At 67.0% G+C, this 20,812-nt stretch carries 25 protein-coding genes; 20 read left to right on the plus strand and 5 right to left on the minus strand.

Translation table 11 applies throughout. The features are described from left to right. Positions 1–76: 76 nt before the first annotated feature. From ACVWWW_RS12350 to ACVWWW_RS12370, 5 genes are read left to right on the plus strand one after another with little or no spacing between them, the layout of a single operon-like run. Positions 77–499, plus strand: a complete 423-nt coding sequence (locus tag ACVWWW_RS12350; RefSeq protein WP_027083283.1) for a YciI family protein — start codon at positions 77–79, stop codon at positions 497–499. A gap of 34 nt (positions 500–533) precedes the next feature. Next, positions 534–956, plus strand: a complete 423-nt coding sequence (locus tag ACVWWW_RS12355; RefSeq protein WP_027083282.1) for a VOC family protein — start codon at positions 534–536, stop codon at positions 954–956. A 10-nt stretch (positions 957–966) separates the two neighbouring features. Further along, positions 967–1,389: a VOC family protein gene (locus ACVWWW_RS12360; RefSeq protein WP_027083281.1), complete on the plus strand. Its 423-nt coding sequence runs from the start codon at positions 967–969 to the stop codon at positions 1,387–1,389. Then, entirely contained in the window at positions 1,386–2,648 is a 1,263-nt protein-coding gene (locus tag ACVWWW_RS12365; RefSeq protein ID WP_027083280.1) for an RNA polymerase sigma factor, read from the plus strand. Before ACVWWW_RS12360 ends, ACVWWW_RS12365 begins: the two co-directional genes overlap by 4 nt. Positions 2,649–2,701: 53 nt before the next feature. Next, positions 2,702–3,076 carry a YciI family protein gene (locus tag ACVWWW_RS12370; protein ID WP_027083279.1) on the plus strand — a complete coding sequence of 125 codons (375 nt, stop codon included), beginning with the start codon at positions 2,702–2,704 and terminating at the stop codon, positions 3,074–3,076. On the opposite strand, the gene ACVWWW_RS12375 is transcribed toward ACVWWW_RS12370, so the two are convergent. Next, positions 3,073–3,402: a Rieske 2Fe-2S domain-containing protein gene (locus tag ACVWWW_RS12375; RefSeq protein ID WP_036142045.1), complete on the minus strand. Its 330-nt coding sequence runs from the start codon at positions 3,400–3,402 to the stop codon at positions 3,073–3,075. The two genes, ACVWWW_RS12370 and ACVWWW_RS12375, sit on opposite strands and share 4 nt — an antisense overlap. Positions 3,403–3,478: 76 nt before the next feature. On the opposite strand from ACVWWW_RS12375, the gene ACVWWW_RS12380 reads away from it, so the two are divergent. The 6 genes from ACVWWW_RS12380 (at position 3,479) to ACVWWW_RS12405 (ending at position 9,320) form a co-directional block, all read left to right on the plus strand. Next, positions 3,479–3,784: a hypothetical protein gene (locus ACVWWW_RS12380; RefSeq protein ID WP_051235221.1), complete on the plus strand. Its 306-nt coding sequence runs from the start codon at positions 3,479–3,481 to the stop codon at positions 3,782–3,784. Between the two features lie 2 nt (positions 3,785–3,786). Continuing rightward, on the plus strand, positions 3,787–4,497 hold the full coding sequence (locus ACVWWW_RS12385) for a fumarylacetoacetate hydrolase family protein (RefSeq protein WP_027083276.1): 711 nt from the start codon (positions 3,787–3,789) through the stop codon (positions 4,495–4,497). A gap of 13 nt (positions 4,498–4,510) precedes the next feature. Further along, on the plus strand, positions 4,511–4,927 hold the full coding sequence (gene mscL, locus ACVWWW_RS12390) for a large-conductance mechanosensitive channel protein MscL (RefSeq protein WP_027083275.1): 417 nt from the start codon (positions 4,511–4,513) through the stop codon (positions 4,925–4,927). A gap of 75 nt (positions 4,928–5,002) precedes the next feature. Further along, positions 5,003–6,433 carry a M28 family peptidase gene (locus tag ACVWWW_RS12395; RefSeq protein ID WP_027083274.1) on the plus strand — a complete coding sequence of 477 codons (1,431 nt, stop codon included), beginning with the start codon at positions 5,003–5,005 and terminating at the stop codon, positions 6,431–6,433. Positions 6,434–6,494: 61 nt separating this feature from the next. Continuing rightward, on the plus strand, positions 6,495–8,234 hold the full coding sequence (locus ACVWWW_RS12400; protein ID WP_051235219.1) for an EAL domain-containing protein: 1,740 nt from the start codon (positions 6,495–6,497) through the stop codon (positions 8,232–8,234). A gap of 66 nt (positions 8,235–8,300) precedes the next feature. Beyond that, on the plus strand, positions 8,301–9,320 hold the full coding sequence (locus ACVWWW_RS12405; RefSeq protein ID WP_051235217.1) for a sensor domain-containing diguanylate cyclase: 1,020 nt from the start codon (positions 8,301–8,303) through the stop codon (positions 9,318–9,320). Here ACVWWW_RS12405 and ACVWWW_RS12410 read toward each other — a convergent pair. The 4 genes from ACVWWW_RS12410 to flgA form a co-directional block, all read right to left on the minus strand. Further along, on the minus strand, positions 9,309–10,559 hold the full coding sequence (locus ACVWWW_RS12410; protein ID WP_155914341.1) for an ATP-binding protein: 1,251 nt from the start codon (positions 10,557–10,559) through the stop codon (positions 9,309–9,311). The genes ACVWWW_RS12405 and ACVWWW_RS12410 overlap by 12 nt on opposite strands. Continuing rightward, entirely contained in the window at positions 10,556–10,924 is a 369-nt protein-coding gene (locus ACVWWW_RS12415) for a flagellar protein FlgN (RefSeq protein WP_051235215.1), read from the minus strand. Before ACVWWW_RS12415 ends, ACVWWW_RS12410 begins: the two co-directional genes overlap by 4 nt. Positions 10,925–10,927: 3 nt before the next feature. Beyond that, positions 10,928–11,242 carry a flagellar biosynthesis anti-sigma factor FlgM gene (flgM, locus tag ACVWWW_RS12420; RefSeq protein ID WP_027083271.1) on the minus strand — a complete coding sequence of 105 codons (315 nt, stop codon included), beginning with the start codon at positions 11,240–11,242 and terminating at the stop codon, positions 10,928–10,930. Between the two features lie 99 nt (positions 11,243–11,341). Next, positions 11,342–12,028, minus strand: a complete 687-nt coding sequence (flgA, locus tag ACVWWW_RS12425) for a flagellar basal body P-ring formation chaperone FlgA (protein WP_051235213.1) — start codon at positions 12,026–12,028, stop codon at positions 11,342–11,344. 90 nt (positions 12,029–12,118) lie between these two features. Here flgA and ACVWWW_RS12430 point away from each other — a divergent pair, with 90 nt between their 5' ends. The 9 genes from ACVWWW_RS12430 (at position 12,119) to ACVWWW_RS12470 (ending at position 20,793) form a co-directional block, all read left to right on the plus strand. Further along, positions 12,119–13,063 carry a chemotaxis protein gene (locus ACVWWW_RS12430; RefSeq protein ID WP_027083269.1) on the plus strand — a complete coding sequence of 315 codons (945 nt, stop codon included), beginning with the start codon at positions 12,119–12,121 and terminating at the stop codon, positions 13,061–13,063. Between the two features lie 661 nt (positions 13,064–13,724). Then, entirely contained in the window at positions 13,725–14,093 is a 369-nt protein-coding gene (flgB, locus tag ACVWWW_RS12435; protein ID WP_027083268.1) for a flagellar basal body rod protein FlgB, read from the plus strand. Positions 14,094–14,103: 10 nt separating this feature from the next. Next, positions 14,104–14,511, plus strand: a complete 408-nt coding sequence (flgC, locus tag ACVWWW_RS12440) for a flagellar basal body rod protein FlgC (protein WP_027083267.1) — start codon at positions 14,104–14,106, stop codon at positions 14,509–14,511. A 19-nt stretch (positions 14,512–14,530) separates the two neighbouring features. Beyond that, positions 14,531–15,187: a flagellar hook capping FlgD N-terminal domain-containing protein gene (locus ACVWWW_RS12445; RefSeq protein ID WP_027083266.1), complete on the plus strand. Its 657-nt coding sequence runs from the start codon at positions 14,531–14,533 to the stop codon at positions 15,185–15,187. Positions 15,188–15,223: 36 nt separating this feature from the next. Further along, a complete protein-coding gene (gene flgE, locus ACVWWW_RS12450; protein ID WP_027083265.1) occupies positions 15,224–16,447 on the plus strand; it encodes a flagellar hook protein FlgE in 1,224 nt (407 codons plus the stop codon). 745 nt (positions 16,448–17,192) lie between these two features. After that, the gene (locus tag ACVWWW_RS12455) at positions 17,193–17,939 is read left to right on the plus strand and encodes a flagellar basal body rod protein FlgF (RefSeq protein WP_027083264.1); all 747 of its coding nucleotides are present in this window, start codon (positions 17,193–17,195) and stop codon (positions 17,937–17,939) included. A 12-nt stretch (positions 17,940–17,951) separates the two neighbouring features. Further along, positions 17,952–18,737: a flagellar basal-body rod protein FlgG gene (flgG, locus tag ACVWWW_RS12460; RefSeq protein WP_027083263.1), complete on the plus strand. Its 786-nt coding sequence runs from the start codon at positions 17,952–17,954 to the stop codon at positions 18,735–18,737. Between the two features lie 9 nt (positions 18,738–18,746). Continuing rightward, positions 18,747–19,520: a flagellar basal body L-ring protein FlgH gene (locus tag ACVWWW_RS12465; RefSeq protein ID WP_027083262.1), complete on the plus strand. Its 774-nt coding sequence runs from the start codon at positions 18,747–18,749 to the stop codon at positions 19,518–19,520. A 175-nt stretch (positions 19,521–19,695) separates the two neighbouring features. Further along, positions 19,696–20,793 carry a flagellar basal body P-ring protein FlgI gene (locus tag ACVWWW_RS12470; RefSeq protein WP_027083261.1) on the plus strand — a complete coding sequence of 366 codons (1,098 nt, stop codon included), beginning with the start codon at positions 19,696–19,698 and terminating at the stop codon, positions 20,791–20,793. Positions 20,794–20,812: the final 19 nt, after the last annotated feature.

Raw genomic sequence — 20,812 nt, forward strand, 5'->3', positions numbered from 1 at the left:
GCGATGTCGAAATCGATCCGCGTCGTTCGTCGTATCCCATGAAGGCCGGCAATCGCTGGCTTACTGGAGAACGACGATGCGCGTGATGGTGCTGGTGAAAGCGAGCAAGGCGTCCGAAGCGGGCGTGCTGCCCGACCCGTCCCTGTTCGAGGCGATGGGCAAGTTCAACGAGGAGCTGGTCAAGGCCGGCGTGCTGCTGGCGGCCGAAGGGCTGAAGGCGTCGTCCAACGGCGTGCGCATCGGCTTCGATGGCGCGAAACGCCCGATCACCGACGGCCCGTTCACCGAGACGCGCGAACTCGTCGCCGGGTTCTGGCTGTGGCAGGTGCGTTCGATGGACGAGGCGATCGAGTGGGCGCGTCGCTGCCCGCCGCCGCACGCCGATGGCGGTGAACTCGAGATCCGCCCCGTATTCGAGATGGACGATTTCCTGGAGCTGCTGCCGCCCGAGCTCCGCGATCGCGAAACGAAGTTGCGCGCGCAGACCGCGACGCCCTGATCACCCTCGCTACGCCATCCAAAGGACACACGACATGCAACTGATCACCTACCTCGCCTTCGACGGCAATTGTCGCGAAGCTTTCGATTTCTACCGTGCGGCGCTCGGCGGCGAGATCGTGTTCCAGATGACGCTCGGCCAGTCGCCGATGGCCGCCGACATGCCGGCGGACCAACATGATCGCCTCATGCACATCCATCTTCAGATCGGCGACGCCGCGCTGATGGGCGCCGATGGACAGGTCGGCTGCGGCAGCGAAATCTCGCAGGGCCGCGGGACCTGCATCAACGTCATGGCCGACAGCGCCGCCGACGCCGAACGCATCTGGGCGAAACTCGCGGAAGGCGCCGACATCCAGATGCCGCTGGAGAAGACGTTCTGGGCCGAGCGCTTCGGCATGCTGGTCGATCGCTACGGCAAGCCGTGGATGATCAACTACATGCCGCCACAAGGTTGAGGAGACTGCCATGTCCCGCAAATTGTTCGTCAGCCTGCCGGTCGTGGATGTCGCACGCAGCCGCACGTTCTTCGACGCGCTCGGATTCGAGTTCAATCCGAAGTTCACCGGTGGCAACGCCGCCTGCATGATCATCAACGACGGCATCCAGGTGATGCTGGTCGCACGCGACTTCTACCAGACACTGACGCCGAAACCGATGGGCGACCCGATGACCGCGTCGAATGCATTGCTCGCGCTGTGGCTGGACACGCGCAACGAAGTCGACGCACTGCATGGCATCGCGCTCGCCAACGGCGCGACCAACGGCGGTGACACCGACGACTACGGCTTCATGTACCAGCGGGGCTTCAACGACCCGGACGGCCACCAGTGGGCGCTGTCGTGGATCGACGAAACGCAGATTCCGCCGCAGGAACCGTCCGGCGCATGACCGACGACGTATCGCGCCAACTGGACACGCTGTGGCGAATGGAATCGCCGCGGCTGGTGGCGCGTGTCGCACGCATGACCGGCGATGTCGGCATCGCGGAAGAACTCGTACAGGACGTTTTGCTGCAGGCGTTGCAGCGTTGGCCGGTCGACGGCGTGCCATCGAACGCGGCCGCATGGCTGATGACCGCGGCGAAGCATCGCGCCATCGACCACCTGCGCCAGCGCGCGCTGCATGGCGAGCGGCAACGGGAGTACGCGGTGGAGCTTGACCTGCACGACGCGTCGATCGATGGAGGCCCGGCCATGAATGCGGACGACGACATCGGCGACGACCTGCTGCGACTGATGTTCGTGTCCTGCCATCCGGTGCTGCCGGTCGATGGACGCGTCGCACTGACGCTGCGGCTGCTCGGCGGCCTCACCATCGAGGAAATCGCGCGAGCGTTCCTGACGCGCGAGTCGACGATCTCGCAGCGCATCGTGCGCGCCAAACAGAAGCTGCGCGACGCGAAGGTGCCGTTCGAGGTGCCGCGTCGCGACGAACTGCCCGAGCGGGTCGATGCGGTGCTGCAGGTCGTCTATCTCGTTTTCAACGAAGGCTATTCGGCGACGTCCGGCGACGATCTGGTGCGCCCGGCGTTGTGCGAGGACGCGATGCGTCTCGGCCGCGTGCTCGCCGGCCTGATGCCGGACGAAGCCGAAGTGCACGGGCTCGTCGCACTGATGGAACTGCAGGCGTCGCGACTCAAAGCCCGCACGGATGCCGAAGGCAACGCGATCCTGCTCGCCGACCAGGATCGGCGTCGCTGGGATCGCACGCTGATCCTGCATGGCTTGGCCGCGCTCGATCGCGCCGTCGCGCTGGGCGGTGCGGAGAGCCCGTACACGCTGCAGGCCGCGATCGCTGCGTGCCATGCGCGTGCGACGTCGGCGGACGCCACGGACTGGTCGCGCATCGCGACGCTGTATGCGCGGTTATCGGACGTGACGGGTTCCCCGGTCGTCGAACTCAATCGCGCAGTCGCGGAGTCGATGGCCTTCGGACCGGAGCGTGCGCTGCAACGTGTCGACCGCCTCATCCGCGACGGCTCGCTCGCTGACTACGCGCTGCTGCCGGCGGTGCGCGCCGACCTGCTGGATCGCCTCGGCCGCAGCGACGAAGCCCGTGTCGATTTCGAACGCGCGGCCGCACTCAGCCGCAACGCACGCGAGCAACGCGTGCTGCTCGATCGCGCATCGCGCTGCGGGGCGGCGTGACAGCCGCGGCCCGCGCGCGCAGCATGTCGGCGACCGCCGTCCGGACGCCGCCCATGCAATTTCTTCTGCTTGTCTATATCGACGAAGCGCGCCTTGCGGAACTTCCGCCCGAGGAATTCGACCGCCTCATGCATCACTGCCTGGTCAACGCGGATGAACTGCGCGAGCAGGGCTGCATGCTGCAGTCGCAACAGCTCGAGCTTCCGTCGACCGCGCGCGCCGTGCGTCATCGCGATGGCGCCGTGCGCATCAGCGACGGCCCGTTTGCGGAAACCAAGGAATACCTCGCCGGCTTCAACCTGATCGAAGCGGCGGACATGGACGAAGCCGTGCGCATTGCCGAGTCGATGCCGTGGACGCAGTACGGCGCGATCGAAGTACGCCCGGTGCGCGACATCGACGCCGTGCGGCGTCGCGTCGGCGCCTAGTCCAGCCGGACCTCGCCATCCTCGACGCGTACGTCGACGCGTCGCAGCGAATCGCCTTTGCACGGCCCGGCCACGCATTCGCCCGACGGCAGCGCGAACGATGCGCCGTGCGCCGCGCAGACCAGCAGGCCGTCCTTGCTGAGCAGGAACTTGCCCGGCGCCCAGTCCAGCCGGCGGCCGGCATGCGGGCAGATGTTGAGGAAGGCGTCCACGCGCTCGCCGGAGCGCATGAGGATCAGCGACTCGGTCTCGCCGTCGACGCGCGCTTCGGCTTCGGACGGCTGACCGTCGGCCAACGCGGCCAGCGAAACGAGAACCTGGGTCATCTGCTTAACACTTCCCTCACACGACGGCCGGATCAGCGCCGGATACTCCGACGCTCGCAACACCGTCGAGTTTCGCATGCGACTGCACACCCTGCTCCGCTTTTCCGATCTGCTCGGCCGCGCCGAGCGCCCTGTCCGTAGCGTGTTCCGCAGCGTCATCGAGCCGCGCAAGCCGCGTCATCGCGTGCTCCGCGTGGTCCTCGCGCTGCTTGGGCTCGTGCTGCTGGTGGGACTGGTCGCGGCCGCAGTAGTGCTCGGGGCGGTGATGATCGTCGGTGGCCTTGGCTGGCGCCTGCTGCGTCGCTCGCCGCGCGCCGTGCAGGACCCGCGCGTTCTCGACGGCTCGTATCGCGTCGTCCCGCGCGCGCTGCTCTCGCGCTGAGCATGGCCGACGTCGTTTCCGCACCCCCGCCGGTCCGCATTCCGGTCGACGGCAGCTCCGATCATTTCCCGGTCCGCCGCATCTACTGCGTCGGCCGCAACTTCGCCGACCACGCGCGCGAGATGGGCGCGGCGGTGCCAACGTCGAAGGCCGACCGCGGCACGCCGGTGTTCTTCCTCAAGCCGGCCGACGCCATCGTGCTCGGCGGCCAGGTGCCCTACCCGCCCGGTACGAACGACCTGCATCACGAGGTCGAACTCGTCGTCGCGCTGGGCAAGGATGCGCCGCACGGCGTGATCGACCCCGCGAACGCGCTCGACCTCGTGTTCGGCTACGGCGTCGGGCTCGACCTCACGCGTCGCGACCTGCAGGGCAATGCGAAGGCCAAGGGCCTGCCGTGGGACATCGGCAAGGCGTTCGACTATTCCGCACCGGTCAGCTCGCTGGTGCCGGCCGCGCGCGTCGGCGACTACACGCAGCGTGCGATCACGCTCGACATCAACGGCCAGCAGCGCCAGCACGGCGCGCTGACCGACCTGGTGTGGAATGTCGAGGACATCGTGCACGAGCTGTCCAAGCTTTATGCGCTGAAGGCTGGCGACCTGATCTTCATGGGCACGCCCGCCGGCGTTGCCGCGATGGTGCCCGGCGATACGTTCCACGCGACGTTCGACGACCTCGCGGTGCTGGACGGCCGCATCCTGCCCGCCTGACACGGAGCTCCGCGTGCGATTCCTCGACGAGTTCAAGGCCTTCATCGCACGCGGCAATGTCGTCGACTTGGCGGTCGGCGTGGTGATCGGCGCGGCCTTCGGCAAGATCGTGAGCGCGCTGGTCGACGGGCTGGTGATGCCGGTCATCGCGATGGCCACCGGCGGCATCAAGGTCGACCAGTGGAAGATGGTGCTCAAGCCCGCGCAGCTCGGCCCCGCAGGCAAGGTTTTGGCGCCCGAGATCGCGCTGAAGTACGGCACGGTGCTGCAGGCCACGATCGACTTCGTGATCATCGCCTTCGTCATCTTCATCGCGCTGCGCGCCTACAACCGCCTGCGTGCGCCCGAGCCTGCCGCACCCGCCCCGCCGGAGGACGTGGTGCTGCTGCGCGAGATCCGCGACCTGCTGAAGGCGAAGCCGGTCACATGACCATGACCATCGTCACGGCCCCGCACGGCTGACGCATTGCTACCCTCCGGGGTTTCCCCCGAGCAGGTCCGACGCATGCGCACCCGGTTGATCGTTGCGGCACTTTCCCTCGGCCTTGCGACGCTGCCCGCGCTCGCCGCGGACGCCTCCAGGCCCGTGCGCATTCCCGAGGCCGCGATCGCGCAGTCGACCAAGCTGCGGGAGACCGCGCTGCAGAGCGACCTCGCGTACCGCATCACCGAATCGCTGACCACCGAGGTCGGCCCGCGCATGGCCGGCAGCGAAGCCGATGCACGCGCCGTCGAATGGGCAAAGGCGAAGTTCAAGTCGCTGGGCTACGACAAGGTGTGGACCGAGCCGGTGACGTTCCCGAAGTGGGAGCGTCGCAGCGAGAGCGGGATGATCCTCGGCGCGCACTCGCAGCCGATGAAGCTCACCGCGCTGGGCGGTAGCCCGGGCGGCACCGCTGAAGGCGACGTCGTGCGCTTCACCGATCTCGAATCGCTGGAAGCCGCGCCCGCCGCATCCGTCGCCGGCAAGATCGTCTTCATCGACTTCCAGATGCACCGCAAGCAGGGCGGCGACGACTACGGCATGGGCTCGCGCATCCGTTCGCGCGGCCCGAACACCGCCGCGATGAAGGGCGCGCTCGGTTACATCATGCATTCGGCCGGTACCGACTCGCATCGCATGCCGCACACCGGCATGACGCGCTTCGACGAAGGCGTCAAGGCGATTCCGGCTGCGGCGCTGTCGTCGCCGGATTCGCAGCAACTTTCGCGCCTGGTCGCGATGGGCCCGCAGCGCGTGCGCGTTGCGCTGGACTGCGGCTGGAATGGCGAAGCGACGTCGTACAACGTGATCGGCGAAGTGCGCGGCAGCTCGAAGCCCGACGAAGTCGTGGTGATCGGCGGACATCTGGATTCATGGGACCTCGGCACCGGCGCGATCGACGACGGCGCGGGCGTCGGCATCAGCATGGCCGCAGGCGCGATGATCGCGAAGCTGCCGAAGCATCCGGCGCGCACGGTGCGCGTGGTCGCGTTCGCGAACGAAGAGCAGGGCCTGCTCGGCGGGCGTGCGTATGCGACCAAGCATCTGCCCGACATCACCAAGCACCAGATCGGCGCGGAAAGCGATTTCGGTGCGGATCGCATCTACGGTTATGCGAGCTCGCTGACCGGTAACGCGAGCGCGGCGGACGAGCAGATCCTGCAGGCGCTCGCGCCGCTGGGCATCAAGCGCCTTGAACCCGGCAAGGGCGAAGGCCCGAGTTCGGATATCGGGCCGTTCGCGCAGCTTGGCCTTGCATGGGCGTCGCTCGCACAGGACGGCACGCAGTACTTCGACCTGCACCACACGCCGGACGACACCTTCGACAAGATCGACCCGGCGGCGATCCAGCAGAACGCGGCGGCGTACGCGGTATTCGCGTATCTCGCGGCGTCGGCCGACGGCAGCTTCGGCAGCGCGCCCAAGCCGCCCGCACCCGCGGCGGCCCACTGACGACGGCTGCTTCTTCGCACGGGCGCTGCGCGGCGCCCGTGCGACCGCCTAGACTGGACGCATGAGCCAACGCTACGACGAGTACGGCAGCGTCCCGGTCGACCCGGTGACGGGCATCTACCGCCTCGGCGCGAACGGCCCCAGCCTCGCCACCGCGATCGCGGCGGCCGCGGCGACGCGGCGCAAGGTCGCGCTGCTGCACATCGACGTCGACATGTTCGGCTCGATCAACAGCAACATGGGTGAGACAGTGGGCGACCAGGTGCTCGCCGCCGTCGCGCAACGCCTGCGCAATGCGATGCCCGCGGATGCATGGCTGTGGCGTCGCGGCACCGATGAATTCGTTGCCGGCCTCGGTTATCGCGAAGGTGAACCCGACGGCGAAGCGCTGGCCGAGCGCCTGCGCGACGCGTTCGAAGTACCGCTGTCGATCCCGCCCTACACGTTGCCGATCACGATCTCGATCGGCATCGCAGTATTCCCGGATCACGCGCAGAACGCCGCGGCCTTACTTGCGACGGCCGAGCACGCGTTGCGTCATGCGAAGCAGACCGGCCTCGACAACGTCGGCCTGTATTCGGGACGCCCCGATCGCGGGCCGATCAACGACGGCTTCGCGCAGCGATTCGCCGACGCATTCGATCGCGACGAGTTCCGGCTGTTCTACCAGCCCTTCGTCAACGGACACGACGGCTCGCTCGCGGGCTTCTCTGCGCTGCTGCGCTGGAATTCCGAAGGCAACGGCCTGCTGCGTCCGAACCGATTCCTCGACATCGTCGAGCGCGTCGGTCTTTCGGCGCGTCTGGGTTCGTGGGTTGTGGAAGCGGCGGCGCGACAGCTTGCGCAATGGCGCGACGAAGGCATCGATTACCTCACCATCTCGGTGCATCTGCCGACGACGCTGCTGTCGCAACCGGACTGTCGCGATCGCATCGGTGAACTGCTGCATCGACTCAACCTGCCCGGCCGTGCGCTCGAGTTCGAAGTGCCGGAAGGCGCCTTGTCGCTGGATGCGCGGCATACCTACGAAACGCTGGTCGGCCTGCGCGAACTCGGCGCCTGCCTGACCGTGCAGGACTTCGGCCTCGGCGGGCTTTCGTTCGCCGCGCTCGCGCAGTACCCGCTCGATCGCCTGAAGATCGATCGGTCGTTCATCCGCAATGTCACCAGCGATACGCGATCGGCCGCGATCGTGCGCGGCATCATCGCGATGGGCCATCGCCTGGACATGAAGGTCTGCGCGAAGGGCGTGGAGAGCGAGGCGGAACTCGGGTTCCTGCGCCGCAATCACTGCGACTTCTTCCAGGGCTACATCTTCAGTGCGCCGCAGCCGGCCGAAGCGCTGGATGCACTCATCCGCAAGCGTTTCCTGCTGCCAGAAGCATTCGCGCAGACGCGTCCCGAACGCACGCTGCTGCTGCTCGACGACGAAGAGAACGTGCTGCGTTCGCTGGTGCGCCTGTTCCGTCGCGACGGCTACCACATCCTCACCGCGAACTCGGTGCGCGAAGCGTTCGACCTGCTCGCGAGCAATCGCGTGCAGGTGATCGTGTCCGACCAGCGCATGCCCGACATGAGCGGTACCGAGTTCCTCGCACGCGTGCGCGACCTGTATCCGGACACCGTGCGCATGGTGCTGTCGGGCTATACCGACCTCGCGACGATCACCGAGGCGATCAATCACGGCGCGATCTATCGCTTCCTCACCAAGCCGTGGAACGACGACGAGCTGCGGGAACACATCCAGGCCGCGTTCCGCGCGCATGAGCGCCGCAACGCGGGCGAGGAAGTCGGCTTCTAGCACCCTCACCCATGCCTAACGGCGCGACGGTAAGGTCCGGCGTTTCTCGCGTCACCCGCACCGTCCATGGGTCAACGCCTCGCGCATCTGGCTGAACTGGTATCCAGCGCCCGCACCGGCGAGGACCTGGTGCGCCCGCTGCTGCGGCTGCTGGTGCATTCCACCGGCATGACCGCCGCACTGCTGACCGAGCCGGACGAAGAGCCCGGCATGCAACGCATCGCCTACGTGCACGACGAAGGCATGGACATCCCGGAAGGCCTGCGCATTCCGTGGACGGACACGCTGTGCAAGCGCGCGTTCGACGAAGGGCGGCTCTACGTGCAGTGCGCCGGTACGCCGTTCGCCGACCTGTGGCTTGCGCGCGAGTACGGCATCCGCACCTTCGTATCAGTGCCGGTGCGCGTGGACGGCACGATGATCGGCACGCTCTGCGCGCTCAGCCCGCACGAAGTGGCGATGACCACGAACGCGGTGTGGACGCCGGAAATCATCGCGCGACTGATCGGTGAATTCGCCTCGCGCGAGCGGCTGGTGCGCGAGAGCGAGGAAGCACAGGAGCGCTTGGCCGCGCTCGCGCACAAGGATCCGCTCACCGGCCTGCCGAATCGCGAATACGTGCTCGAAACGCTGGGCCGCATGCTGGCGTGGACGCGTCGCGACGGCATGGCGCTGCTGGTCGGCTTCATCGATCTCGACGACTTCAAGGCCGTTAACGACGAACATGGCCATCGCATCGGTGACCTGTTCCTGGTCGCGATGGCGAATCGCCTGCGTGCATCGCTGCGGCGCGCGGACCTTCTGGGCCGCATCGGCGGCGACGAGTTCATCGTGGTTGCGCCGATCTCGAAAGGCGGGCAGGACCGCGCACTCGAAGTGCTGCAGAACTGGCTGACGCGACGCACGATGACGTCGTTCGATCTGTCGGGCATACCCGTGCGCAGCGAAGGCGCGAGCGTCGGGCTGGTGCTTGCGCAGCCCGAGGATGACGTCGAACAGGTGATCGCGCGCGCGGACACGGCGATGTACGAGATCAAGCGTGCGCGACGCGATGCGTCGCCGGGTGCCGCCGCCTCAGGCGGTTGACGCGAGCTCGGGCTGTTTGATTGGCAGCACGACGCGGAAGGTCGTGCCGTGTCCGACCGAGCTGTTCACTTCGATGCGCCCGTGGTGCTTTTCCACGATGCGATAGGAGATCGCGAGCCCCAGCCCCGTACCGCGACCGATCGGCTTGGTCGTAAAGAACGGGTCGAAGATGCGGCCCAGCGTTTCCTCGGGAATTCCGCAACCGGTGTCGGCGATGCTCACCCAGGCTTCGTCGTTCTCGACGCCACAGGCCAGCGTGATCACGCCGCGATCGGCGATGGATTGGCCCGCGTTGATCAGCAGGTTCATGAAGACCTGGTTGATCTCGGATGCATGGCATTCGACCAGCGGCACCTCGGTGTAGATCTTCTCGAGCTTGACCTTGTACTTGAGGTCGTTCCACACGATGTTGAGCGTGGATTCGAGCCCTTTGATGAGGTCCGACGGACGCATCGTCTCGTTGCGGCCGACGTGCGAGAACTCCTTGAGGTCCTGCACGATGCGCGTGACGCGCTCGATGCCTTCGCGCGACTCGTCGAGCAGTTGCGGCAGGTCGCCGAGAATGAAGTCGATGTCGAGCTTCTCGCGATGCGCGCGGATGTCGTTGCGGTAGATCAGCGGATCCGGCGCGGCCAGCGCGCTCGCATACGTCTCGATCATCGCGAACAGCGCCGAAACATATTCGCGCAGCGTGCCGAGGTTGCTGTGCACGTAGCCGATCGGGTTATTGATCTCATGCGCGACGCCGGCGGCGAGCTGGCCGATCGACGCCATCTTTTCCGATTGCAGCAACTGCTCCTGCGCGCCGGACAGCGAGCGATAAGCGCGTTCGAGTTCGTCGTGGCGCTGCTGCAGTTCGCGCTCGCGCGCGCTGCGCTGGGAGATGTCGGTCAGCGCGACGAAACGCAGGCCGCTGTTGTCGCCGCTGCCGCAGAAGACCTCAAGCGCGAGGATCACGTCGGGCCGCACCTGCACGTCGCGACGCGAGTGACCCTGCACGCAGGCGATCGCCCAGTCCTGTTCAGTGGCGAGCGTGAGCAGGCGCTTCATCGCATCGTGGTCGCCATGCGAGCCGGGCTCGAGGCGCGATGCGAGGCGTCGTGCGCTTGCGTTGGCGTAGGCGAGTTCGCCGTGCGCATCGAGAAGCAGCACGGCCATCGGCGCGACATCGGCCGCCCAGTGCATCTGGGCCGACCACAAGTTCGAAAGATCGGGTATCGAGGTCTCGTTCGCGCTCATCCCACGCCCAGGCATCGCGACTGCGGGCGAACGCCCGCCTGACCTCCGGCATCGTACACGCCGGAGCTCTCCACGCGACCCAGGTGGCGCAGCGCCCACGTCACTTCACGACGTCGACGCGAAAGCAGGATGCCGTTCGAACGGTTGAGCTCGCTCAGCGCGGTGACGCGCGATGCATCGGCATGGCCCGGCTGCAGCGCTTCGGCGCGACGCAGCGCGGTGATCTTTTCCTGCGTGGAGCGCAACAACGCATCGGCGTCGTTGTCGAGCAATGCCTGCCGCTCGTCCTGCAGTGCACGTTCGAGCGCGTCGAGCGCTTCACCCACGATGGCAGGCGATGGTGCATGGAAGGCGGCGGCGAGCATGGCTTATCCCCTCATCTGGCGCTCGAGGGCGACCAGTCGATTCGCGATGTCCTGCGGATTGATCTGGTAGCTGCCGTCGTCGAGCGCGGCACGCACGGCGTTGACTTTGGCCATGTCGAGCGGCGCCGACTGGCCGAGCTTGGCTTCCACCGCGGCCTGGAGGCCCGTGGCTTCACCGGTAAGACGCACGCTGTCGGTCGCCGGAGCGGCCGCAACGGGCTTCGAGCGGTCGGTACCCGCGCGCGCCACGCTGGACGACGCCGCGGTGTCTGCGACGCGTGCCGGGGGCGGGCTCAGGCCATCGATCTTGGTGGACATGGCGAACTCCGGGAGTGAGCGGTCATGGCCAGTAACGGCGACCCGTAGCCGGACTTGAGGCCCAGCCCACAGATTTTTGGCGTCGGTTCAGACGGGCGGTCACTGCAGCACTTCCACCACCCCGTCGGCGACCAGCCGTCCCCGCACGATCCGCTTGGATTCCAGGTTTTCCACCGCGACCACCGCGCCGGCCATCGCGCCTCCCAACGCGCGGCCGCCCATCCGGACTTCGATACCGCCCGCCCGCGACACGATCACCACCGGATCCCCGCGCTTCAGCGCCCCCGCGCCATCAGCAAGATCCCCGGCCGACACCACCGCACCCGCCGGCATGGCGCGACGGGCGATGTGCCCGGCGACCTGCAACGGATCCGACATCCCCACTCCGCTCCCGTTCCCGACATCACGACGCTGCACGGCGAGCTGCGCGGCGTCGATCGGCACGCCGGCCTGGACGGGCGCAATCAGTACGACGACATCGGCATCGCGACGCACGCGCGCCGGGACGGTCAGTCGCCAGCCCGACGGATCGGGGCAGCGGACCTCGGCCATGCGCGGGCCGAGCGCCGTACCCACCAAAGGCTGAGTGCACGCGGGCATGCGCACCGCGGTGTCCACGCGTGCTTCGACCTGCGCGCCGTTGCCGCCCAGCGCCGCTTCCGCGGCCTTGAGGATGTCGGCCACCGGCGTCACGCCGTCAGCGGCATGCGCCATCAGCATGACGGCCGCCAGCATCGCGAAGATCGCGAAGCGCAGCAGCAGGGAAGTGCGGGCGGAGCGGTTCATGCCGGCACTGAAGCAATCGCCGTGCCGGAGTCGCGACGACCTGCACGCCGAGCCTCTCAAGGATGCGAAAAACCCGCCGACAACGCGGGCATGAGCCGCGACCTCCTCGACCGAATCGACCAACGCACGCGCCTGGCCGGCCACAACCGCCTTGCGCTCCTGCTCTTCCGGCTGGGCTCGCGTCAGCTTTTTGGCGTGAACGTCTTCAAGGTGCAGGAAGTCATCCCGCGCCCGCCCCTGTTCACGCTGCCGCAGCTGCCCCCGGCTTTCGCCGGCGCCGCCGACGTGCGCGGCCGCACCGTGCCCGTGCTGGACCTCGCCCGCGCGGTCGGCCACGCCGCGCCTGCAGGTAGCCAGGAGCCGCCGTACCTGGTCGTCACCGAGTTCAACCGCACGGTGCAGGGCTTCCTGGTCGCCGGCGTCGAACGCATCGTCAACATCGCCGTCGAAGACATCCAGCCGCCGCCGGATCTCGGCAGCGAATGCCATTACCTCACCGGCGTCACCCGTTTCCACGGCGAGCTGATCCAGCTGCTGGACGTGGAAAGCGTGTTGGCCGAAGCCTCGCCGCGCGCCGCGCTCTCCGCCGGCGTCCAGCCGCTGGTCATCACCACCGACATCCCGCGCGAGGTGCTGGTAGTCGACGACTCGCGCGTCGCCCGCAACCAGATCCGCCAGCTCCTCGACCAGCTCGGCCTCGGCGCGACGCTGCTCTCGGACGGCCGCCAGGCGCTGGAACACCTCCAGCAGCTGGCCGACGGCGGCACCCCGCCTGATCGTCGCTACGCCATGGTGATTTCGGACATCGAAATGCCCGCGATGGACGGCTACACCCTGACGACGGAAATCCGGCGCTCCCCGGCCCTGCGCGGCCTGCACGTGCTGCTGCACACCTCGCTGTCGGGCGTGTTCAACCACGCGATGGTCGAGCGGGTGGGCGCGGACGACTTCGTGCCGAAGTATTCGGAGCGGGAGTTGGCGAGCCGGATCGAGGGGAGGATTCAGGCGTTGCAGAGGATGCGGGCGGCGGCGTAAGACGCTGTTTCGTTTGGTGTTTTTGTTTCAAGGCAAAGGCGTTTCGTGCGCTGGCGCGCCCGAGTCACTTTTCTTTGCGGGCGCAAAGAAAAGTAACCAAAAGAAAGCGCCTTCCCCGATCAGATCTACAGCGCGCGGCTTGTAAGTCCACACGATCCGCACACTCGCCGTCCTGGCTCGGGTGCGGACAGCGGCCATCCATGGCCGCCGCCCTTCGGGTCCCACGATTCGAGTCGCGCGGCCAAGCCGTTCTAGCGCTCGCGTGCGCGTGCTTTCGCACCAACAGCCGCCCGATCCGGAAAGACCCCGAAGGGGCGGCCGACAGGACGTCGGCCGTCGCCACCCGAGGCAGGATGCCGAGTGTGGCGATCCCGACAGAGCAACCCGATCGCAGGCTGTAGATCCGTCGAGAAAGGTGCTTTCTTTTGGTTACTTTTCTTTGCACCAGCAAAGAAAAGTGACTCGGCCGCTTCAGCGGACGAAACGCCTCTGCTGTGGCTTGGTCGCCTAGACCGGCCGACCCGCACCGGCCAAAGCGGCCGTACGCACCGAGCGCTGCAAGCGAGCGAGGCGGCCGGCCAGTCCTGCCAAGGGCTCCAAATCCGCCGCTGGCACACCCCTTGCCTAAGTCCCTCCGACATCCCGCCCCCGGAGGGGCTACATGGCCACCGAATCCTTCCTTGGCATCCACGGCACCGCCCTCGCCCTGCGCGAGCAGCGGCTGCAGTTGCTGTCCGCGAACATCGCGAATGCCGACACGCCCGGGTTCCGGGCGCAGGACATGGACTTCACCAAGGCGCTCAACGCCGCCATGGCGCCCGCCGCCGACGCCGGCACCGATCCGATCAACGCGGCCGCGGCAGGTGCGCAGTTCGACGCGCCCTCCTCGCAGCCCAGCCTCGACGGCAACACGGTCGACGGCGAGCGCGCGAAGGCGGCGTTCGCGCAGGCCTCGCTCGAGTACCGGGCGTCGCTCAACTTCATCGAATCGAAGGTGCGCACCATGCTCACCGCGATCACCGGGCAGTGAGGCGTAGCGCATGAGCAACCTGCCCATCTTCGACGTCGCCGGCAGCGCCATGGGCGCCCAGCAGGTTCGACTGTCGACCGTCGCATCCAACCTCGCCAACGCCAACTCGATTTCCGGCAAGGCCGAGGACACCTTCCGCGCCAAGATGCCCGTGTTCGAGGCGACGCCTGTCGAAGGCGATCCCGCGCTCGCCGGCGTCAAGGTGCAGACCGTCACCGAATCGAATGCCGCGCCGCTCAAGCGCTACGAGCCGGGCAATCCGATGGCCGACGAGAAAGGCTACGTGTACGCGCCGGACATCGATCCGGTCGCGCAGATGGTCGACATGATCTCCGCGTCGCGCAGCTACCAGGCGAACGTCGAAGTCTTCAACACCGCCAAGGAACTCGCGGTCGCCACGCTCAACATGGGCCGCTGAGGCCTGAAGGATCCATGACATGACCACCGTTAGTTCCGCGACCGACGCACTCTCGCAGTACACCGTCGGCTCGGCGACGAAGAAGTCGCAGCTCGGGCAGGCCGACTTCCTGAAGCTGATGACCGAACAGCTCAAGAACCAGGACCCGCTCAAGCCGCTCGACGGCACGCAGATGCTCGGCCAGCTTGCGCAGTTCTCCACCGTGCAGGGCATCAACGGCATGCAGGACGCGCTCGGCGCGGTCGCGAATGTCATGGAGTCCGACCAGACGCTGCGCGCTGCATCGCTCGTCGGCCACAACGCACTCGTCGACACCGACACGGTGCAGCTCGACGCGGGTACCGGCATGAGCGGCGAAGTGGTCGCGACGTCGTCGGGAATGATCAACGTCGAGATCGTCGACGCCAGCGGCCAGGTCATTGATCGCGTGCCCGTGGAATCCAACGGCGCGGGCAACGTGGGCTGGAGCTGGGACGGCAAGACTCTGGACGGCCGCACCGCGCCGGCCGGCACGTACACCATCCACGCCACCACCGGCACCGGCGATTCGACGCAGGCGCTTTCCACGCGCGTCGCATCGCATGTCGACAGCGTTTCCATCGAAGCCAGCGGCCTCGTTCTCAATCTTCGCGGCATCGGCCCGCAACCGTTGTCGTCCGTGCGACGCATCGGCTGATCCCACTGACACGTCGCACGCACCAGGAGTGAATCCATGAGCTTCCGCATTTCGCTGAGCGGCATGAACGCGGCCCAGTCCGACCTCAACGTCACGTCGAACAACATCGCGAACTCGAACACGACCGGCTTCAAGCAGTCGCGCGCCGAATTCGCCGACGTGTATCCGACGTCGGCCTACGGTGTTTCCCGTGACACGGTCGGCGCCGGCGTGCGACTGCAGCGCGTCGCGCAGCAGTTCTCGCAGGGCACCGTCGAGAACACCGGCAAGGCGCTCGACCTCGCGCTCAACGGCAAGGGCTTTTTCACGCTGTCGGCCAACGGCACGACGGTGTATTCGCGCGCCGGCAACTTCGGCACCGACAAGGACGGCTTCGTCGTCAATCCGTCGGGCCAGCGCCTGCAGGTCTACCAGCCCGACGCCAGCGGCACCGGCTTCGACATGGGCCGCATGTCCGACATCCAGCTCAATTCGGGCGACTCGGCGCCGCTCGCAACGACCGCCGTCACCGTCGGCACCACTCTGCCCGCGAATGCGAGCGTACCGGTGACGGCGACGTTCGATCCGAACGATCCGACCTCGTACAACTACACGACGTCGATGACGGTGTACGACTCGCTTGGCGCCGCGCACAGCCAGTCGATGTACTTCGTCAAGACGGCGAACCCGAACGAATGGCAGGCCAGCACCTTCATCGACGGCACCGCCGTCGGCGGCGCGCAGACGCTGCAGTATTCCAACACCGGCACGCTCACCACGCCGGTCGCGCCGGGCAACATCACCCTGCCCGCGTACACGCCGAACACCGGCGCCGCGCCGATGAACATCACGATGAACGTCGGTAACTCGACGCAGTTCGGCAGCAACTTCAGCGTGGCCTCGCTCACGCAGGACGGCCATACCACGGGCCGCCTCACCGGTATCGAAGTCAGTGCCGACGGCATCGTGCAGGCGCGCTACACGAACGGTGTCTCGACACCGCTGGGCCAGGTCGTCGTCACCAACTTCGCGAATCCGCAGGGCCTGCAGCCGCTGGGCGACAACGCATGGGCGGAGTCGGCGGAATCCGGCCAGCCCCTGCGCGGCGCCGCAGGTACGTCGGAGTTCGGCAACATCCAGGGCGGTGCGCTGGAGTCGTCGAACGTCGATTTGACGGAGCAGCTGGTCAACATGATCACGGCGCAGCGCAACTTCCAGGCGAACGCGCAGATGATCACGACGCAGGATCAGATCACGCAGACGGTGATCAACATCCGCTAAGGGACGTTTCCTCGGGGGAGGAGATGGGTCGGTCGCTCTCGTTACCGGGGGCGGCCGATTTTTTTTGTGTTGTTGGTCGTGTCTTTGGTTGCCGTTGTCGCGTGCTTTGGAAGCAAGAGCGTTTCGTGCGCTTGCGCGCCCGAGTTACTTTTCTTTGCTGGTGCAAAGAAAAGATAACCAAAAGAAAGCACCTTCCCCGATCAGATCTACAGCGCGCGATCGTCTGAGTCTTCCGCGATCCGCACACTCGCCATCCTGGCTCGGGTGCGGACGGCGGCCATCCCTGGCCGCCGCCCTTCGGGTCTCACGATTTTGGTCGCGACGCGAAGCCGCACTAGCGCTTGTTACACGTCGCGGCGCCCCGCTGTAGTTGCGAACAGCCTCGGCTCTCACACCAACAGCCGCCCAATGCGGAAAGACCCCGAAGGGGCGGCCGACAGGACGTCGGCCGTCGCCACCCGAGGCAGGATGCCGAGTGTGGCGATCTCGACGCAGCAGCCCGATCGCCGGCTGTAGATCCGTCGGGGAAGGTGCTTTCTTTGCTTACTTTCTTTGCACCAGCAAAGAAAGTGAGTCGGGCGCGCCAGCGCACGAAACGCCCTTGCCGTCGCCGCGCACACGAACCGGCACGCACGAAGCAGCAGCAAGCGACCCGAACCAAGCGGCCGCCAAGCCCCGTGGCACACACCTTGCCTAGCTACCGCACCGGCCCCAGCGCCGCCCGTAGCCGCACCCACCCCGCATGATCGACAAGTCGCTCTACATCGCCATGACTGGCGCCAGCGCTTCGCTTCGTGCGCAGGCCAGCGTCGCGCAGAACCTTGCGAACACCGACACCGTCGGTTTCCAGCAGCAGCTGGTCGCCACCAAGGCGATGCCGGTGCTGGGCGAAGGCCTGTCGTCGCGCGTGGCCACCGCGCCGGTGATGGCCGGCGTCAGCGGTGCAGCCGGGCAGCTCATCAATACGGGCAACGATCTCGACGTCGCGCTTCACCAGGATCGCTGGCTCGCGGTGCAGGCGCCCGACGGAAGCACCGCGTACACGCGCGCCGGTGACCTCAAGCTCACCGAGAACGGTCTGCTCACCACGTCGAACGGTCTGCCCGTGCTCGACTCCGGCGGTGCGCCGCTGTCGATCCCGCCGTACCAGACGATCACGATCGCCGGTGACGGCACGATCTCGATCGTTCCGCAGGGCCAGCCCGCATCGACGATCACCGAAGCCGGTCGTATCAAGGTGGTCGAAGCGAAAACCGCGGACCTCGTTCGCGGTGACGATGGCCTGATGCGCGCCAAGCCCGGCGCCGACGACCCGCCGCAGGCCGCGGGCCCGTCGCTGGTCAGCGGCGCGGTGGAAGGCAGCAACGTCAATCCGACCGACATGCTCGTGTCGATGATCCAGTACAGCCGCCAGTTCGAGATGCAGGTACGCGTCTTGCAGACCGGTGACGAGAACGCACGCAGCGGCAATTCGCTGCTCTCTTCGAAGTAATCGGAAACCGCCATGACACAGGCTTTGTGGATCGCCAAGACCGGCCTCGACGCGCAGCAGACGCGCATGTCGGTCATCTCCAACAACCTCGCCAACGTGAACACGGCCGGCTTCAAGCGCGACCGCGCGAACTTCGAGGACCTGCTGTATCAGACCGTGCGCCAGCCCGGCGGCTCCACGTCGGAACAGACGCAGCTTCCGAGCGGCCTGCAGATCGGTACCGGCGTGCGCGTTGCCTCGACCGCGAAGAACTTCGCGCAGGGCAATCTTTCGAATACCGGTAATGCACTCGACGTCGCGGTGAACGGCCGCGGCTTCTTCGAAGTGCTGATGCCCGACGGCTCGTCCGCATACACGCGCGACGGCTCGTTCCAGATCAACTCGCAGGGCGAGATGGTCACCAATGAAGGCTATCCGGTGCAGCCGGGCCTGCAGTTCCCGCAGGGCACGCAGAGCGTGACCATCGGCTCGGACGGCACGGTCAGCGCGCAGGTGAGCGGGCAGACCGATCCGGTGCAGGTGGGTTCGCTCACGCTCGTCGACTTCGTCAATCCCGCCGGCCTGCAGGCCAAGGGCGAAAACCTCTACGCCGAAACCGGCGCGAGCGGTCCCGCACAGCAGGGCGCGCCGGGCACGAGTGGCCTGGGCACGCTGGTGCAGGGCTCGGTCGAAGGCTCGAACGTCAATGTCGTCGAAGAGCTCGTATCGATGATCGAAACGCAGCGCGCATACGAAACGAATGCGAAGGCGATTTCGACCGTCGACAACATGCTCGGCTACCTCAACCAGAACCTGTAACGGCCCGCCATGAAGACGCTCGCCCTGCTCTGCGCCCTCGCCGCCTCCGTGTCCGGTTGCGCCACCGCCATGGGCGATGCACGCACGTTCCAGCAGGATCCGGGCGTTCCCACGCCCGCGCAGATTCATGCGCAGATGGCCGCGCAGACCGCGATGCGCGCGCAGGCCGCACAGCAGCCGGTGATGCAGCCGGTCGCGATGGTGACGTCGGCCGGCGACGGTGGCGGCTCGATCTACGCAAGCGCGGGCAGCAGCGGCGCGAAGCCGATGCGCCTGTTCCAGGACAACAAGGCGCGCGACGTCGGTGATCTTCTGACGATCATCCTCGTCGAGACGACCAGCGCGTCGACCAAGGCGACCACCGCGATCAACAAGCAGTCGAGCATCGATCTTTCGGCGCCGACGATCGCGGGCCAGTCGGTCACGTACAAGGGCAAGAACATCCTGCAGGTCGGTGTCGACGGCAAGCGCGGTTTCAATGGCGCAGGCGATACCAAGCAGAGCAATTCGCTGGACGGCACGGTGTCGGTCACCGTCGTGCAGGACCTCGGCAACGGCAACCTGCTGGTGTCGGGCGAGAAGAAGATCCGCCTGAACCAGGGCGACGAAGTGGTGCAGTTCCAGGGCGTGGTGCGCACGGCCGACATCGCCGCCGACAACACCGTCAGCTCCGAGCGCGTGGCCGACGCGAAGATCGTCTACGGCGGTCGCGGGCCGGTATCGCGTTCCAACGCGATGGGCTGGCTCGACCGCTTCTTCAATTCCGCGCTGATGCCGTACTGAGGCTTCCCACATGCGCCTGTTCCGATTCCGCAACTTCGCCAACGCATCGCGTTCGTTCTTCCGACGCTTCGCCACGCCGCGCCCGTTCCAGCTCGATGCCGAGCGCGACGCCGAGTTCGGCGTGCAGCGCGAGCCGATCGAGATCGTTCCGCGCGTCGGCACGCGCAGCACGCGCATGTCGACGTTGCAGTCGGTGTTCGCCGTCGCCGCGATGCTGTCCGTCGGCGCGAATGCGCACGCCGAACGCATCAAGGACCTCGCGCAGATCGCCGGCGTTCGCGGCAACCCGCTGGTGGGTTACGGCCTGGTCGTCGGTCTCGACGGTTCGGGTGACCGCACCTCGCAGACGCAGTTCACCGTGCAGTCGTTGAAGTCGATGCTCGACCAGCTCGGCGTCACCATTCCGCCGGGCGTGAATCCGCAGCTCAAGAACGTGGCCGCGGTCGCGATCAGCGCCGAGCTTCCGCCGTATGCGAAGCCGGGCCAGAACATTGACGTCACCGTGTCGTCGATCGGCAATGCGGGTTCGCTGCGCGGCGGCACGCTGCTGATGGCGCCGCTGAAAGGTGCGGATGGACAGGTGTACGCCGTTGCGCAGGGCTCGCTGATCATCAGCGGCTTCGGCGCGGGCGGTAAGGACGGTTCGCGCATCCAGGTCAACGCGACCAATGCCGGCACGATTCCGAATGGCGCGATCGTCGAACGCGCGGTGCCCGGTGCTCCTCAGGGCGGCGCGGTCACGCTGAATCTCAACGATTCCGACTTCACCACCGCCGCGCGCATCGTGTCGGCGATCGACAAGACCTTCGGCCCGGGCCATGCCCGCGCGGTCGACGGCGTCACGATTGAAATCGCGCCGCCGGCGATGGATCGCATCGCGTTCCTCGCGCAGCTCGAATCGCTCGATGTTTCGCCGGGCGAAGCCGCGGCCAAGGTCATCGTCAACGCACGCACCGGCACGGTGGTGATGGGTGGCAACGTCAGCGTGCTGCCGGCGGCGGTGTCGCACGGCTCGCTCACGGTGTCGATCACCGAATCCGCGCAGGTCAGCCAGCCGAATGCGTTCGCCGGTGGCGGCACGGCGGTGGTGCCGCAGTCGACCATCCAGGCCACCCAGACGGGCGGCCGCATGTTCAAGTTCGAAGGCGGCACGTCGCTCGATGCGATCGTGCGTGCCGTGAATGCGGTCGGCGCCGCGCCGGGCGACATCGTCGCGATCCTCGAGGCGCTCAAGCGCGCCGGCGCCCTCAAGGCCGAGCTCGAGGTCATTTAAGACCTTCGCCGCCGGGCCG

The organism is Lysobacter sp. HA18 (genome assembly GCF_054057595.1).